Source organism: Micromonospora sp. NBRC 110038 (assembly GCF_020884815.1).
GTDB lineage: Bacteria > Actinomycetota > Actinomycetes > Mycobacteriales > Micromonosporaceae > Micromonospora > Micromonospora haikouensis.
The window spans coordinates 25,290-41,367 of record NZ_BBOL01000008.1; the positions used below are offsets into that span (position 1 = coordinate 25,290).

General features: G+C 74.8%; 14 protein-coding genes and 1 pseudogene. 3 read left to right on the forward strand and 12 right to left on the reverse strand.

The window, feature by feature from the left end; genetic code table 11:
- Positions 1-22 precede the first annotated feature (22 nt).
- The 3 genes from LPU61_RS24380 to LPU61_RS24390 form a co-directional block, all read right to left on the reverse strand.
- A complete protein-coding gene (locus LPU61_RS24380; protein WP_229406268.1) occupies positions 23-1,642 on the reverse strand; it encodes a cell wall metabolism sensor histidine kinase WalK in 1,620 nt (539 codons plus the stop codon).
- Positions 1,639-2,403: a response regulator transcription factor gene (locus LPU61_RS24385; protein WP_043964726.1), complete on the reverse strand. Its 765-nt coding sequence runs from the start codon at positions 2,401-2,403 to the stop codon at positions 1,639-1,641. Before LPU61_RS24385 ends, LPU61_RS24380 begins: the two co-directional genes overlap by 4 nt.
- Before the next feature lie 70 nt (positions 2,404-2,473).
- Positions 2,474-3,736 (reverse strand): efflux RND transporter periplasmic adaptor subunit, encoded by a 1,263-nt coding sequence (locus tag LPU61_RS24390; RefSeq protein WP_229406269.1) that lies wholly within the window; start codon positions 3,734-3,736, stop codon positions 2,474-2,476.
- Between the two features lie 209 nt (positions 3,737-3,945).
- On the opposite strand from LPU61_RS24390, the gene LPU61_RS24395 reads away from it, so the two are divergent.
- Complete coding sequence (locus LPU61_RS24395; RefSeq protein ID WP_229406270.1) at positions 3,946-4,506, forward strand: hypothetical protein; 561 nt, start codon at positions 3,946-3,948, stop codon at positions 4,504-4,506.
- 49 nt (positions 4,507-4,555) lie between these two features.
- On the opposite strand, the gene LPU61_RS24400 is transcribed toward LPU61_RS24395, so the two are convergent.
- The 5 genes from LPU61_RS24400 to LPU61_RS24420 all read right to left on the reverse strand — a co-directional run bounded on the left by LPU61_RS24400 (position 4,556) and on the right by LPU61_RS24420 (position 9,704).
- Positions 4,556-5,278 (reverse strand): hypothetical protein, encoded by a 723-nt coding sequence (locus LPU61_RS24400; protein WP_229406271.1) that lies wholly within the window; start codon positions 5,276-5,278, stop codon positions 4,556-4,558.
- Positions 5,279-5,401: 123 nt separating this feature from the next.
- Entirely contained in the window at positions 5,402-6,559 is a 1,158-nt protein-coding gene (locus LPU61_RS24405; RefSeq protein ID WP_229406272.1) for a serine hydrolase domain-containing protein, read from the reverse strand.
- A gap of 3 nt (positions 6,560-6,562) precedes the next feature.
- Positions 6,563-7,390, reverse strand: a complete 828-nt coding sequence (locus tag LPU61_RS24410) for a carbohydrate ABC transporter permease (RefSeq protein WP_043963505.1) — start codon at positions 7,388-7,390, stop codon at positions 6,563-6,565.
- A complete protein-coding gene (locus tag LPU61_RS24415) occupies positions 7,387-8,346 on the reverse strand; it encodes a carbohydrate ABC transporter permease (protein ID WP_229406273.1) in 960 nt (319 codons plus the stop codon). Before LPU61_RS24415 ends, LPU61_RS24410 begins: the two co-directional genes overlap by 4 nt.
- Positions 8,343-9,704 carry an ABC transporter substrate-binding protein gene (locus tag LPU61_RS24420; protein ID WP_043963503.1) on the reverse strand — a complete coding sequence of 454 codons (1,362 nt, stop codon included), beginning with the start codon at positions 9,702-9,704 and terminating at the stop codon, positions 8,343-8,345. The genes LPU61_RS24415 and LPU61_RS24420 overlap by 4 nt, the downstream gene beginning before the upstream one ends.
- A gap of 359 nt (positions 9,705-10,063) precedes the next feature.
- Between LPU61_RS24420 and LPU61_RS24425 the strand changes: the two genes are divergently transcribed.
- Positions 10,064-11,119: a LacI family DNA-binding transcriptional regulator gene (locus tag LPU61_RS24425; RefSeq protein ID WP_043963502.1), complete on the forward strand. Its 1,056-nt coding sequence runs from the start codon at positions 10,064-10,066 to the stop codon at positions 11,117-11,119.
- Positions 11,120-11,185: 66 nt separating this feature from the next.
- A complete protein-coding gene (locus tag LPU61_RS24430; protein WP_229406274.1) occupies positions 11,186-12,133 on the forward strand; it encodes a family 43 glycosylhydrolase in 948 nt (315 codons plus the stop codon).
- 39 nt (positions 12,134-12,172) lie between these two features.
- On the opposite strand, the gene LPU61_RS24435 is transcribed toward LPU61_RS24430, so the two are convergent.
- The 4 genes and pseudogenes from LPU61_RS24435 to LPU61_RS24450 all read right to left on the reverse strand — a co-directional run bounded on the left by LPU61_RS24435 (position 12,173) and on the right by LPU61_RS24450 (position 16,028).
- Positions 12,173-13,624: an MFS transporter gene (locus LPU61_RS24435; protein ID WP_199486080.1), complete on the reverse strand. Its 1,452-nt coding sequence runs from the start codon at positions 13,622-13,624 to the stop codon at positions 12,173-12,175.
- 154 nt (positions 13,625-13,778) lie between these two features.
- Positions 13,779-14,513, reverse strand: a pseudogene (locus LPU61_RS24440) (thioesterase II family protein); the annotation flags it as partial.
- Between the two features lie 14 nt (positions 14,514-14,527).
- On the reverse strand, positions 14,528-15,625 hold the full coding sequence (locus LPU61_RS24445; protein WP_043963499.1) for a class II histone deacetylase: 1,098 nt from the start codon (positions 15,623-15,625) through the stop codon (positions 14,528-14,530).
- Positions 15,626-15,722: 97 nt separating this feature from the next.
- Entirely contained in the window at positions 15,723-16,028 is a 306-nt protein-coding gene (locus tag LPU61_RS24450; protein ID WP_229406275.1) for a hypothetical protein, read from the reverse strand.
- Positions 16,029-16,078 lie beyond the last annotated feature (50 nt).

Genomic DNA, 16,078 nt, shown 5'->3' on the forward strand with positions numbered 1-16,078 from the left:
TCGGAGGATCTTCGACGTCACCTCATAGCTGGCTCGGAGTCGGCGGCGGCGCGTCGGGGACCGGCCGCGCCGGCCGGTCGCCCTCCGCCGGGGAGCCGGCGACGGGCAGCAGTACGCGGAAGGCGGTGCCCGCCCCGGGGCCGCTGTGCAGCTCGATCCAGCCGCCGTGGGCGTGCACGATCGACGCCGCGATGGACAGGCCGAGCCCGGAGCCGCCGCCGTCGCCCCGGCCCCGGCTCGCATCGGCCCGGTAGAGCCGCTCGAAGACCCGGGTGGCGTGCTCGGCGGGGATGCCCGGGCCGTCGTCGTGCACCTCCAGCACGGCCAGACCGCCGGTGGGCGGTGCGGGCGCCGGCCCGGACCGGACCACCACGCCGCCCCGGGCCGGCGCGGGCGGCGGGCCGGCCACGGCGGCGGGCAGCCGGCCGATGCGGACGGTCACCCGCGCCCCCGGCCCGGTGTGCTGCATGGCGTTGCCGACCAGGTTCGCCGCGACCTGGCGCAGCCGGTGCTCGTCGCCGAGCACGGTCGGCGGCTCGAACGTCTCGTCGTCCTCGGTGAGCGTGGTCAGCCGGACCCGCCGTCCCGGGGCCCGGGCGTGCGCGTCGCGGATGGTGTCGGCGGCGACCTCCAGCACGTCGACCGGGCGCAGCACCGGGGCGCGGTGCCGGTCCAGCCGGGCGAGCAGCAGCAGGTCCTCGACGAGCACCCCCATCCGGGCGGCCTCGGCCTCGATCCGGCCCATCGCCTCGTCCAGGGCCGGTCCGGGCGGGGCGCCGCCCCGGCGGTACAGCTCGGCGAAGCCCCGGATCGAGGTCAGCGGGGTGCGCAGCTCGTGCGAGGCGTCGGCGACGAACTGGCGCAGCCGGCGGTCGGCCGCGGCGCGGGCGGTCATCTCCGTGCCGATCCGGTCCAGCATGAGGTTCACCGCCGCGCCGAGGCGGCCGGGCTCGGTGTGCGGGTCGGTGTCGTGCAGCCGGCGGGCCAGGTCGCCGCCGGTGATGCCCGCGACGACGCGTTCCATCCTGGTCAACGGGCTCAGCCCGAGGCGGACCACGAAGGCGGCGAGCAGGCCCAGCACGATCAGGACGCTGCCGGTCACCGCGACGTCGATCACCACGAGCCGGTCGACGGTCCGCTCCGCCTCGGCCAGGGACGCGCCGAGCACCACGACCTCCCCGCCGTCGCCGACCGGGACCGCCAGCAGCCGCCACGCGCCCCCGTCGCCGGCCACGGTGTACGGGCGGCCGGTCCGGGCCCGCGCCGCCACCTCGGCCAGCGGGCCGGGATCGGGCGCGGCGGCCGACGGCGTGCTGCTGCGGTCGGGGTCCCGGGTGCCGTCGGCCCGGTAGTGGACGACCAACTGGTCCGGCCCGAGGCGCGCGAACCGGCCGGGGTTGCGCGGCCCACCGGTGGTCGCGCCCCCGGCCGGGAACCCGGAGGCGGCGCGCGGGGCGTCGGTGAAGGGGCGGGCCAGCCCGGTGAGCTGCTGGTCGACCCGCTGCACCAGGTATCCGCGCAGCAGCACCAGCCCGGCGGCGTTCGCCCCCAGCAGGGCCAGCGTGGCGAGGATTCCGACGAGGAGGACCAGCCGGGACCGCAGCGTCCAGTGCGCCCAGGGGCGGATCGGCCGCCGGCTCACTCGTCGCCGCGCGGCAGCCGCAGCGTGTAACCCACGCCGCGCACGGTGTGGATCAGCGGCGGCCCGAGCTTGTCGATCTTGCGACGCAGGTAGTAGACGTAGGACTCGACGATGCGCCCGTCCCCGCCGAAGTCGTAGTTCCAGACCCGGTCGAGGATCTGCGCCTTGCTGACCACCCGGCCGGCGTTGGTGAGCAGGTAGCGCAGCAGCCGGAACTCCGTCGGCGACAGGTCGACCGGACGACCGGCCCGGCGCACCTCGTGCGCGTCGTCGTCGAGTTCCAGGTCGGCGTAGCGCAGGACGGCCGGGGGCGGGGGCACGGGCGGCGCGGCCACGGGCTGCTCCGGGTGGCTGCGCCGCAGGATGGCCCGGATGCGCAGCACCACCTCCTCGAGGCTGAACGGCTTGGCCACGTAGTCGTCCGCGCCGACGACCAGCCCGGTCACCCGGTCCTCGACGGTGTCCCGCGCGGTGAGGAAGAGCACCGGCACCGGCCGGCCGGCCGCGCGCAGCCGGCGGGCGACCTCGAAGCCGTCCACGTCGGGCAGCATCACGTCGAGGACCACGAGGTGCGGGTCGAACTCCTCGACCAGGGCCAGCGCCGCCCGGCCGCTGGCGGCCACCCGGGTCTCGTACGAGACGAGCCCCAGGGTGACCGCGAGCAGCGTGGAGATGTTCGGTTCGTCGTCGACCACGAGGACCCGCGCGGCGCAGGCGCCGTCGACGGCCGTGGCGGCCCGTCCGGTGGGTGGCCGGAGAATGTCGGTTCGCACCACCACTGCCTACCGGAGGCTGCTCCACGCGCCCTGTGCGGAAGCTGTGTCCCCGCTGTCACCAGGAGCGGAGCACCAGCTCACCGGCGGTGAGGCCGGAGGTCACCTCGGTGAACCGGCCACCCCGCAGCCCGACGGTGACGGTGCGCGGCGTGCCCTCGACGCCGACGCGGACGGTGCCGGTCCCGCCGGCGACGTCGCGTACGGCCGTAGACGGCACCCGTACCGCGTCCGCCACCGCCGCGGTCTCGACGGTCACCGCGGCGCTCTGCCCGACGAGCAGGTCCTGCGGCGCCTCGGTGAAGGAGAGCACGACGCCGTAGCGGACCAGGCTGCCGTCGCTGACGCCGACCGGGTCGACCTGGACGACGGTCGCCGGGAAGGTGCGGTCGGGTCGGTCGGGGAGGGTGAGCGTCGCCTGCTGCCCGACGGCCAGGGCCACGGCGTCGGCCTCGGGGAACCTGGCCTCGACCTGCATCGCGAACGTGTCGGCGAGGGTGATGAAGGTGCTGCCCCGGCCGACCTCGCTGCCCACCTTCCCGGCGACGGACAGGACGGTGCCGGCGATCGGCGCGGTGATCGTGGTGCCGGCCAGCGTCTCCCGCGCCTCGGCGAGACTCGCCTCGGCCTGGTTGACCCGGCGCTGCGCCTGCAGGATCGGGTCGGCGGCGGCGCCGGCCGCGCCGCCGCCGGCGCAGGTGCCGCCCGGGGCGGGCGTGATCGGGCCGGACGCGGACGGGCGGGCCGACCGGCCGCCGGTGGCCGTCGGCGCGGGCGTCGACCTGGTGGCCGTCGGCGCCGGGGAGGCGGTCGCGGAGCTGGCGGAGGCACCGGGAGTCGGCGCGGTCGCGGTGGCCGAGCGCAGGGCGACCGGTCGTACGCCGGCACCGGTCGGGCAGTCCGCCGCCCCGTCGGCCGTGTCCTCGCGGGCCCGGGCGAGCGCGTCCCGCGCCTCGGTCAGGTCATCCTCGGCCTCGTCCACCGCCTCGGCGGCCGTCGCGGCGTCGTCGTCGGCGACCGCGGCCAACCGCTGTCCCGCCCGCACCACGTCGCCCGGCCGCACCGAGATGGTCTGCACCGTGCCGACGACGGAGAAGCCCAGGGCGCGGGTGGTCGCCGGCACCACGGTGCCCGAGGTGGCCACCTCGACGGCGACGGGGCCCCGGTCGACGGCCACGGTAGCCGGGCGGGCGGGCGTCGGATCGGCGCTCGTGGTCAGCAGCCACGCGCCGCCGGCCACGAGCAGGAGCAGGGCGGCGCCGCCCGCCACGACCCGACGAGCACGCCGGGTGCGCCACCGTCGGTTCAGGCCGTCTCCCATGGGCGGCCAGTCTGCCCACCACGGCTCGGCACCGGCTCGGCCTCAGCTCGGAGTTGCCTGGGAACGCCCCGGCCCGGCGGGTTGCCGCGCCGACGAGCCGTCGCCGTGGTGCGGCGCGGACTCCGAGGCAACTCCGAGCCGGGACCGAGCGGCCGGTGAGGTGGGCCCGGTTACCTGGACGGGCCCCGGAGAAGGTTGAGGAGTTTCCCATGTCGTTGTCTGGAAGAGGCCGGCTGCTCGCGACCGCGCTGACCGTCGTCGCGTTGGCGCTGTCGACCGCATGCGCCGGCACGGACGACGCGGCGGCCCCGACCGGCGACAACGGGCAGGGCGGCCAGAACGCCTTCGCCGCCTACCGGGACTGCCTGCAGGACAACGGCGTCACCCTGCCCTCGGGCGGCGCGCGGCCGTCCGGCTTCCCGACGGCCCGGCCGTCCGACTTCCCCAGCGCGCGTCCCTCGGCCCGACCGGACGCCTCGGCGGGCGCGGGACGCGGCGGACCGGGCATGGGACGCCCCGACGGCGTCGACGAGGCCACGTGGGAGAAGGCGCAGCAGGCGTGCGCCTCGGTGCGGCCCAGTGGCGGCCCGGGCGCCCGGCCGGGTGGCTCCGGCGCGCCGGGGGGTGGGCAGGACGACGGTCGCCGCGCCGCCTACCGCACCTGCCTGAGCAACCGGGGCGTCGACCCCGCCGACATCGACTCCGGCGACCCGAAGACGACCGAGGCGCTGGCCGCGTGCGCGGCGGTCAGTCCGTCACCGGCGTCCTGAGCCGCCGCGTCCCGGCCTCCTGACCGCCCGGCGCGCCCCCGCCGGGCGGTCAGGAGAAGCGTTCGACGGTGACGGGCAGCAGCCCGGCCATCCGCAGCGTGGTGGTCAGCTCCCGCAGCATCGGCCGGACGGTGTCGTCCCGCCCGCCGGCCAGCTCGGCGGTCAGGTCCAGGCACCACGGCCCGCCCGCGCCGATGCGGCGCAGGTGCCAGGTGAACGCGTCGTCGCCGACGCGCCGGCGGGCGACGCCGAGCACCCGGGCCGCGGGGTCGGCCGCGTCGCCCGTGACGGTCATCCGCCACGTGGCGCGCAGGTGCGCCAGGCCGTCCGGCCCCAGCGCGTCGGCGAACAGGACCCGGTAGACCCGGGTCTCGGCGAACCCGGCCGCGCTACGGCCGGGTGCCAGCGGCAGCGGTGCCGTGGCCAACGGGGTCGAGTCGTGGAAGTGGCCACGCAGCGTCGCCTCGTCGGGCAGCTCGCCGCCGCCGAGCTCGCGATAGGTGGCCGCCGCCGCGCGGCGGGGCACGGCGACGACCCGGCTGCGCAGGGCGGCGTCGAGGCGCATGGTCCGGCTGAAGTCCGCCGAGCTCCACCAGCCGCCGTCCTGCGGGGTCCACGCGGCGCTGTGCAGGCGCACCGCCGAGTGGTCCGCCGCGAACACGAACTCCTCGACGACCACGCCCTCCGGCCGGCCGCGCGGCTCACCGCCGGCCGGGCCCGGATGGACCAGGTAGTAGTCCAGGGCGGCCGGCCCACCCTCCCCCACGCTCATCGCGCCATTGTGGACCTCGCGGCCGCCCCGTCCGGGCCGACCCGCCGCCCGGCACCCGACGGGATCGGCGGGGGGCGACGGATCGGGCCGGACGGCGTCCGCATCGCCGTACCCGGTGCAGGGTCAGCCCTCCAGGCACCGGCGCACGGCGGCGACCAGCCGGTCGCCCCGCTCGTCGTCCACCCCGCCCATCTGGTTGACCACGTACGCGAAGCCCACCTCGTGGGCGTCGTCGCCGAAGGCCACGTGGCCGCCCGCGCCGTCGTGGCCGAAGCTGCGTGCGCCCAGCAGCGGCCGGGCCGGCGGGGAGTCCAGCAGGAAGCCGGTCCCCCAGCGCTGCCCCCCGTCCGGCGGCCCGTAGCGCTGCTGGCCCCAGACCCGGGGCGTGGTCGCGTCGTCGACCGACGCGGCGGTGAGCAGGCGTGGGCCGCTGCCGACGTCGGACACGGCGGCGGCGTAGAGCCGGGCCAGGCCCTCGGCGGTGCTGACCGCGCCGGCCCCCGGGATCCCGGCAGCCTGGATGACCGGGTCGTTGAAGCTGACCAGGCCCTCGTCGTCGGCCGGAAAGGGATAGGCGCCGTTCATGGTCAGCCCCCGCTCGGCGACCGGGTCCGGGGCCGGCACCGCGCCGGCCGGCGGTGCCAGCATCCAGGCCACCGCGGCACGCTCGGCGTCGGGAAGGCCGATCCAGGTACGCAGGCCGAGCGGGTCGGCGAGCGCGGCGCGGAAGAACGCGCCGGGCAGTTGCCCGGTGACCCGGCGGATCACCTCGCCGACCAGCCAGCCGTAGGTCATCGCGTGGTAGCTGTGCGCGGTGCCCGGCGGCCAGAGCGGCGGCTGCGCCTCGATCGCCTCGATCACCGGCGTCCAGGCGACCACGTCCGCGCGGGTCAGCGGCCGGTCCAGGGCCGGCAGGCCGGCCTGGTGGGTGAACAGCCAGCGCACCGGGATCCCGTCCTTGCCGTGCTGGCCGAACTCGGGCCAGTACCGGGTGACGGGGGCGTCCAGGTCGAGGCGGCCCTGCTGCACCAGCAGGTACGCGCAGACCGCCAGGATCCCCTTGGTGCAGGAGAAGACGACCGCCGGGGTGTCGGCGGCCCACGGGCGGCCGGAGCGCGGGTCGGCGAGCCCGCCGTACAGGTCGACGACCTTGCGGCCCCGCACGTAGAGGGCGACCGCGGCGCCCACGTCGCCGCGCGCGGTGAAGTTGTCCCGGAAGACGTCGACGACCGGGCCGAAGCCCTCGTCGGCGTCGCCGTGGACCGGTGCAGGCGTCGTCACGCGCTATCCCTTCAGCGATCCCTGGATGAGGGCCTTGATGAACTGGCGTTGGAAGATCAGGAACACGATGAGGGTGGGGGTGAGGATGAGCAGGGAGCCGGCGCACAGCAGCACCAGATCCGTCCCCCACTGCCCCTGGAACGCCCCGAGCGCGCCGGCCATGGTGCGTTTCGTGGCGTCGTCGACGAGCACGATGGCGAGCAGGAACTGGTTCCAGGTCCACAGGAACAGCAGGATGGTCAGCGACGCGATGGCGGGCCGGGCCAGCGGCACGTGGACGCGCCAGAACAACTGCCAGGTGTTGCTGCCGTCGACCCGCGCCGCCTCGGAGAGTTCCTTGGGCACGGTGGCGAAGTGCGCCCGCATCCAGAACACCGAGAACGGCATGTACAGGCCGATCAGCGGCAGGATGATCGCCCACCGGGTGTTGAGCAGGCCGAGGTCGCGCATCTGGTAGTACAGCGGGGTGACCACGGCCTCGAACGGCAGGGTCAGGCCGAGCAGGAGCAGGCCGAAGGCGATCCGGCCGCCGGGCACCCGCAGGTGTCCCAGCCCGAAGCCGGCCATCGTGGCGATGACCACGCCGATCGGCACGACCCCGACGACGATCAGCAGGCTGGAGCGCAGCAGCGCGCCCATGTTGGCGGCGGTGAACGCGTCGGCGAAGTTGCCCCACTGCGGGTCCGCCGGCCAGGCCAGTCCGGTGGGGACGGTGCCGCGCGGCTGCAAGGCCGCCGACAGCATGCTCAAAAACGGCAGCAGCGTGACGACGACCAGCGCGATCAGGAAGATCCGGCCGGTCAGTCGCTCGCTGCGGCTGGTGAGGTTCATGCCTTGTCCTCCCGGGTCAGCCGCTGGATCGGCAGCACGCAGGCCAGCACCAGCACCATGAGCACCACCGCCAGCGCGGAGGCCAGCCCGACCTGCCGCTGGGAGAAGGCGAGCCGGTAGATCTCCAGCCCGGGCACGGTGGTCTGGATGCCGGGGCCGCCGCTGGTGGAGATGTAGACGATGTCGAAGCTGGCCAGGGCGGCGATGATGGTCACGGTCAGGCAGACGCCGACCTCCTGGCGCAGGCTCGGCAGGGTGACGGCGAAGAACTCCCGCACCGGTCCGGCGCCGTCGATGCGGGCCGCCTCGTACAGCGCCGGGTCGATCTTGCTCATGCCGGTGACGAGCAGGATCGTGCACAGGCCGAGCATCACCCAGGTGCCGATCACGCCCACGGCGGGCAGCGCCGTGTCGAACTCGCCGAGCCAGGCCCGGGTGACCCCGCCCAGGCCGACCGCCCGCAGCACCTGGTTGACCAGGCCGTCGGTGGACAGCAGCCAGCTCCACGCGATGCCGGCCGCGACGAGGGGGATCACCTGCGGCAGGAACAGCACGGTACGCACCACGGTGCCGAACGCGCCGCCGCTCATCCGGCGCACGAGGCTGGCGACCAGCAGCCCGAGGGCGACCGGGACGAAGCTGAAGAAGACGATCAGGACGAACGCGTTCCCGATGATCTTCAACAGGTCGCTGTCGGTGAACACGGTCAGGTAGTTGGTCAGCCCGACCCACTCGGCCTGGCCGATGCCGTTCCAGCGGTACAGCGAGTACTGCATCGTGAGCAGCAGCGGACGCAGCACGAAGAACCCGTACATGAGCAGGGCCGGCAGGACCCACAGCCAGCCGAGCCACCCGGCCGCGCGGCCCCGCCGCCTCCGGCGGGGCCGCACGGGTGACTGCCGGTCCGCGCCGCCGGCCGGGACACCGGCGGCGGTGCCGCCGACGGCAGCGGTCATCGGGACAGTTCCTTCTCGTACTCGGCCTGGACCGCCTTCACGTACCCCTCGGGGGTCTGCTGCCCGGCGATCAGCTTCTGCAGCTCGGGGGTGATCGCCGCGGCGAAGATGCCGCCGGTGGCGTTCGCGGTGAAGTCGACCGCGCCGTTCTCCGCGCCGAGCTGCTGCGACGCCTTGAGCGTCTCGGCCAGCACGGTGCCCTCGGCGACGGGCGGCAGGGGCAGGTCGGCGGGGCCGCCGGGGCTGGAGCCGCCGACCTTCACGGAGATCTCCCGGGCCTTGGCGTCGGTGTGCGCCCAGTTCAGGAAGTACGCGGCGGCGTCCGGGTTCTTGGCCCGGGCACCGATGCCGAAGGTGTTCGGCGCGGACATCGCCACGTGCTTGCCGCCGGCGGCCTCGGTCGGGAACAGGAAGAAGCCCGCGTTGCCGGCCATGTTCTTGTCGAGGTTGCCCGACTCCCAGTCACCGTTGAACATGAACAGGCCGCCGCCCTTGGAGAAGTCGCCGACCATGGTGGCGTAGTCCAGGGCGTTGGCGTCCTTGGTGAAGTAGCCCGCCTTGGCCCACCGCTGGATGGTCTCGGTGGCCTTCAGCGCGGCGGGGGTGTCGAAGGTGGCGCCGGGCTTCTGGAAGATCCAGTCCGCGATCTGGGCGGGGTCGCCGAACTGGTTCTGCAACGCCTGGTGCGGGAAGTTGATGCCCGCGGTGTTCTTGTTGAACTGCACGATCGGCTGCACGCCGGCGGCCTTGGCCTTGGCCAGCAGCTCCTCGAACTCGGCGACGGTGGCCGGGGGCTCGGTCATGCCGACCTGCTGGGCCAGCTTCTTGTTGTAGAACACCCCGGTCACGCTGTAGCCGAGGCCCAGCCCGTACAGCGAGCCCGAGCCGCGCACCTTGCCGCCGTCGGCCAGCCGGAGCTGGACGAGCTGCGAGGCGGGGAACTTGTCCCAGCCGTAGGCCGCGACGTAGGGGTCGAGGTTCTTCAGCAGGTCGTCCTTGACCAGGTCGACCATGGTGGGCAGGCGGATGATGTCGGGCGCGTTGTCCGAGGCGAGCACCCGGGGCGCGTTCTCCGTGATCACCGTGAACTGGTCCTCGCGGATGTTGAACTTCACATTCGGGTGCTGCTTGGTGAACTCGTCGGCCAGCGCCTTGACCAGCGGGAAGCCGGTCTCCGCGTACAGCTCCAGGGTGATCGGCCCGGTGCCGAGTTCGGTGCTGACGGGTGCGTCGGACCCGGTCGACGACGGCTGGTCCGACCCTGGTGCGCTACACGCGCTCATCACCAGGCCGGCGGCCAGGGCCGGCACCAGCAGTGCCAGGCCGCGCCGCGAGAACCTGGTCGAGAAATCCGGCACGTCAACCACTCCTTGATGTCACGCCGCGTCACGCCGCCCGGCGGGCCGGCGCGCACCGGCCCCGACCGTGTCGTGCCGGGACCGGGCGACCCGCCCTGCGGGTCGCGACCGAGCCGGTCGACATGATCACGGGGAGGGTCGAGGTGCCCTTCCGCACGACCAAACGGCGTAGCTAAAATGATTTAGCAGAGCATGCGCGCGGTGCTCCGAACCTGTCAAGGACGAGTTCGCAACGACTCGGAAACGGCCGGTTCACATGTCCCGCGGCCCGTCACCCACCCGCCGGGGTGGCCCTCGTGACCCGCGCATGATGATGTGACGTGGCGGCGCCGGACGCGTCGCGGTGATTCGGAGGAGTCATGGGCCGCAACAGAGCAACCCTGGCCGATGTCGCGCGGCTGGCCGGACTGTCGAAGACGGCCGCCTCGATGGTGCTCAACGGGCGGGAGGGGACCCGGCTGTCCGCCGAGGCCCACCAACGCGTCTTCGCCGCCGCCGAGGAGCTCGGGTACCGGCCCAACATGGCCGCGCGCAGCCTGCGCACCCGCAAGACGGCCACCATCGCGTTCGTCTCCGACATCGTCGCCACCACCCGGTTCGCCGGCGACCTGATCCGGGGCGCGCTGGACGCCGCCCGGGAACGGGACCACGTGCTGCTGATCACCGAGACCCAGGGCGACGCGGCGTTCGAGCGGTACGCCATCGAGGCGATGCTCGACCGCCAAGTCGACGGCGTCGTCTACGCGGCGATGGCCACCCGCCGGCTCACGGTGCCCCCCGCCATCCTCGGCGGCCCGGTGGTGCTGCTCAACGCCGTCAGCCCGGACGAGCTGCCCTGCGTGCTGCCGGACGACGAGCAGGCGGCGGTCGCCGTCACCGAGGCCCTGCTCGCACACGGCCACCGCGACCGCATCGCGTTGATCGGCCGCAACCGCCTCAAGGAGGGTGATCCGGAGGTCTCCATCGCCGCGCCGGCCCGCCTGCGCGGGATCCGCGCCGCCCTCGCCGCGGCCGACGTCGGCCTGCTCGCCGAGTGCTTCTGCGCGGAGTGGCTGCCGGAGCACGGGTACGCCGCCATGCGCACCCTGCTGTCCCGCTCGCCCCGGCCGACGGCGGTCGTCTGCATGAACGACCGGCTGGCGTTCGGGGCGTACCAGGCGCTCGGCGAGGCCGGCCTGGCCATCCCCGACGACATCTCCGTCGTCTCGTTCGACGACGATCCCATCGCCGCCTGGCTGCGCCCCGGCCTGACCACCGCCGCCCTGCCGCACGAGCGGATGGGTCGCCGCGCCGTGGAGCTCGTGCTCGACGGGGGCGCGGCCGGGCCGTCGTACGTCCCCATGCCGCTGCGTCGCCGCCGGTCCGTCGCCGCGCCGGCCGCCGACGTCCCGGCGCCCCGGCGGCCCCCGGCGTAGGCCGGCGAGCGCCGCCACCGCCGGCCGAGGTGGTTGCTAAACCGATTCACTGGTAGGTTGCCGGCCATGCTGCGATTGCCGGACCACTGGGTGTGGGACAGCTGGTACGTCCAGGACGACGACGGCCGGTGGCACGTGTTCTTCCTGCGCGCCTCCCGGGCCCTGCACGACCCCGAGCGCCGCCACCACCGGGCGTCGATCGGCCACGCCGTCTCCACCGACCTGCGCTCCTGGACCCTGCTCCCCGACGCGCTCGTGCCCGCCGACGCGCCCGCCTGGGACGACCTGGCCACCTGGACCGGCTGCACCCTCCGCGGCCCCGACGGGCGGTGGCACCTGTACTACACCGGCGTCGGACGCGCCGAGGGCGGCCTCGTCCAGCGCGTCGGCCTGGCCGTCTCCGACGACCTGACCACCTGGCACCGGCACGGCGACGGCCCCGTCGTGGAGGCCGACCCGACCTGGTACGAGCTGCTCGACCGGGACGCGTGGTACGAGCAGGCCTGGCGCGACCCCTGGGTCTTCGCCGACCCCGACGGCGACGGCTGGCACATGCTCGTCACCGCCCGCGCCAACCGGGGCCCGGCGGGCGGCCGGGGCGTCATCGGGCACGCCACCTCGCCCGACCTGGTCACCTGGACCGTCCGGCCGCCGCTGTCCGCGCCCGCCGGGTTCGGTCACCTCGAGGTGCCGCAGGTCGCCGTCGTCGACGGCCGGCCCCTCCTGCTGTTCTGCACCAACGCCGTCGCGGACCCGCGCCTGCGCGACCACCGGATCTGGGTGGCGGACGCACCGAGCGTGCGCGGCCCCTGGGACGTGGCCGCCGCGCGCCCCGTCCCGCACCCGCACCTGTACGCGCCCCGCCTGGTCTGCGACGGCGACCGGGGGTGGGCGCTCATCGGCTTCCTCGACCGGGTCGACGGCGCGTTCGTCGGTGAACTCACCGACCCCGTGCCGTTCCGCCTCCCGGAGGCCGACCCGTCACCCGCCGGGACGGCTGCCACCGGGCGGTAGCCGTCCCGGCGGGCGGTGACCCGCCGGGACGGCCGGCCGTCAGGAGGCCGCCTGCGCCGGCACGGCGTCGTCCGCGCCGGCCTCGGCGTCGCCGGCCGGGCGGTCACGGACCATGGTCAGCACCGCCACCGCGAGCAGGACCGTGATCACGGTGCTGATCGCCCCGACGAGGTTGAGCCCGCCGGTGAAGGCGTCCCGGGCGGCGGCCAGTAGCGCCGCGCCCGCGTCGCCGGGCAACTGCTGCGCCGCGGCGACGGCCGCGGCAAGGGTGTCGCCCGCGGCCGAGCCCTCGGGGGCGGTGAACTGGCTGCGGTAGACGATCGCGCCGACGCTGCCGAGCACGGCGACGCCGAGCGCCATGCCCAGCTCGGTGCTGGTCTCCGACACGGCGGACGCGGAGCCCGCCTGCTCGGGGGGCGCCGACCCGACGACGATGTCGGTGCCCAACGCGATGAGCGGGCCGCCACCGGCGTAGACGAGCAGGAAGCCGACCACCAGCTGGGTGAGGCCGCCCTGGCTGTCGAGCAGGGCGAGCATCAGGTGCCCGACCGCCGAGACCGCCAGGCCGGCGGCCACCACCCGGGCCGGCGCGATCTTCCCCGCCAGCACCGGCGACAGCATGGACGTGACGATCAACGCGAGCGCCGCCGGCAGCAGCCAGAGCCCGGCCCGCAGCGGCGAGAGCCCGACGACGAGTTGCAGGTACTGCGTCACGAACAGGTACGTCCCGCCGGCGATGAGCATGCTGAACAGCATCGCCACGAGGGCCGTGGCCAGCGGGCGGTTGCGGAACAGCCGCAGGTCGATCAGCGGGCTGGCCAGGGCACGCTGCCGGCGGACGAAGAACACCCCGACGACCAGGCCGGCGACGACGGCGAGCAGCGGCAGCGGGCCCGCGTCGTCCTTGGCCAGCTCCTTCAGGCCGTAGATGATCGGCAGGATCGCGGCCAGGGACAACGCCACGCTGGCCAGGTCGAGCCGGCCGGCGTCGGCGTCCCGGTACTCCGGCAGCAGCCGCGGCCCGGCCACCAGCAGCACGGCCATGATCGGCACGTTGAGCAGGAACACCGAGCCCCACCAGAAGTACTCCAGCAGCGCGCCCCCGACGACGGGGCCGAGCGCGACACCGACGGAGAACATGGTGACCCAGACCGCGATGGCGACGCCCCGCTGGCGCGCGTCCTGGAACATGTTGCTGATCAGCGCGAGGGTGGAGGGCATCAGGGTGGCCCCGGCGACGCCCAGGGCGGCGCGCGAGGCGATCAGCATGGCCGGTGTGTCGGCGTACGCGGCGACCACGGAGGCCACGCCGAACGCGGCGGCACCGATCAGCAGCAGCCGCCGCCGGCCGATCCGGTCACCGAGGGTCCCCATGGTGACCAGGAACCCGGCGATCATGAAGCCGTAGATGTCGATGATCCACAGCATCTGCGGGGCGCTGGGCAACAGGCTCTCGCTGATGTGCGGCACCGCGAGGTGCAGGACGCTCATGTCGATGGAGAGCAGGAGCGTCGGCAGCGCCAGCACTGCCAGGCCGAGCCATTCCCGGGGGCCCGCCCGGTGCTGCGGTTCGATCGTGGTGCTCAATGTGGATCCTTTCTTGATGTGTCGCCGGACGGGGGAAACAGTGGGTCGTCAGGTGCGTGACCACCGCCTCGGCGACGTATGGCTCGTACAGGTAGAAGTGGCCGCCGGTGAACATCCGGCGGGCGAAGGGCCCCGTCGTCTCCAGCGACCACAGGTGCAGCCGGTCGGCGACGACGATCGGGTCGTCCGCCGCGCCCAACGACAGGATCGGCACGCCGGTGCCGGTTGCCGGCCGCTCGTAGGTCTCCATGGCCTCCAGGTCGGCGCGGATCGCGGCCAGCGCGGGTCGCACGAGGTCCGCCCGGTGCAGCAGGTCGGGGGCGATGCCGCCGATGTCCACCAGGTGTTCCAGCAGCTCGGCGTCGGTGCGCCGGTGCCCGTACGGCGGTTCGCTGGGGAAGCAGGGCGGCTGCCGGGCCGACACGACGAGGTGCCGCGGCGGCAGTCCCGCCCGCTCCATCGCCCGGGTCAGCTCGTAGCCGAGCACGCTGCCGAAGCTGTGCCCGACGATCGCGTACGGCAGGGGCTCCCGCTCGGCGAGCGCCCGGGCGAGGCCGTCGACGAGCGGCTCGACCCGCCGCAGCGGCGGCTCGGCGGCGCGCAGGCCCCGGCCGGGCAGCTGGGCGACCAGGAACTCGACCCCGGCGGGGACGACCCGCGTCCAGGACCGGAACGCCGAGGGCCAGCCGCCGGCGTGCGGCAGCGCCACCAGCCGCGCCCACGGGGCGTCCGGCTCCGCGCCGGCGGCCGCCGGACGCGGCCGGCCACCCACCTTCAGCAACCAGGGGTTCATCGTCTGCGTCGTCCTCACGCCAGCAACGGATGGTGGGTTTCGAGGTGGGCGAGCACGCGGTTCTGGTGCGGTCGCAGACGCTGCCCCGGCAGGTGCTCCAGCGAGTGCAGGAAGGGATCGGGCGGCTCCGGCAGGCCCGCGAGCGCCGACGCGACGGCCAGCACCAGGGTCGGCTGGTACCACGCCGAGTAGCCGCCCTCGTGGGCCAGGACGATCCGCCCGCCGGTCAGCTCGTCGGCGAGGGCGCACATCCGGGCCGTCATGGCGTGGAAGGTTCGGCTGGTGCACATCATCCGGCCCATCGGGTCGTGGCCGCCCGCGTCGAGGCCGGCCGCCACGAGGATCAGCTCCGGGCCGAAGGCGCGGGCCGCCGGCTCGACCAGCCGGGTCAGCGCCGCCAGGTACGCCTCGTGCCCCGAGCCGGCCGGCAGCGGCACGTTGAGGGTGCGCCCCGCCCCCGCCCCCTCCCCCGTCTCGGTGACCAGGCCCGAGGCGGGCGGGAACAGCCCCTCCTGGTGGATCGAGACGTAGAGGACGTCCGGGTCGGTGTAGAAGGTGCGCTGGATGCCGTTGCCGTGGTGCACGTCCCAGTCGAGCACCAGCACCCGGCGTACGCCGTGCCGCTGGGCCGCCCGCGCGGCGATCGCCACGTTGTTGTAGAGGCAGAGGGCCATCGCCCGGTCGGGCTCGGCGTGGTGCCCGGGCGGCCGGACGAGGCAGTACGCCCGGTCGTGCCGCCCGTCGAGCACGGCTTCGGTGGCCTGCACGCAGGCGCCCACGGCCACCCGGGCGGCGTGGGCGCTGTGGTGGTTGACGTGCGCGTACACCCCGGCGTCGCCGGCACCGAGCGCGGAGGCGGCCTCGACGCGGTCGACGTGCTCGCGGGTGTGCACGAGCAGCAGGTCGTCGTCGCCGGCCGGTGCGGGGGTGACCTGGGTGTAGTGGTCCAGAACCCCGGCCATCCGCACCAGTCCCTCGGCGCGGCGCAGGTCGGGGTCGACGGCGAACTGGCGCAGGGGTTCGATGCCCGGGCCGACCGGCAGGTAGCCCGACCCCTGGCCGGGGTCGTGCCAGAAGCAGACCTCGTGGCTGTACCAGGCGAGATTCGGCATGTGCGACGTCCTTGGCGCTCGGGTCAAAGGGGTGGTCGGGGCCGCGACGCCGACGGGGGGGTGTCGACGCCGCGGCCCGCTCGGGGAGGGCGACCGGTTACGCGGCGACGGCCGCCTGGGTCCGGATCTGTCCGGTCACCTCGGCGACGCGCCGCAGGTAGTGCTCCCGCTCCTCGGCCGGGGTGTGCTTGGTCCGGAACGTGGAGTCGAGCCAGGCGAGGACCTGGTCCACCTCGGCGGGGCCGAGCGGCCGGTCGCCCAGCTCCTTCTCGAACTCGCGGATACGGGCCGTGGGCGCGAGCACGCCCTCGGCATAGCCGGACTCGTCCGGGTTGTGGTTGCGGGTGCAGGCGATGGCCTTCAGGACGGCACCGAAGAACGCCCTGCTGTCGATGTCGCTCACTGTGGTCTCCTCTCGACGGGGTTTCTTCCGCCGGCCGCCCGCTGCGGGCG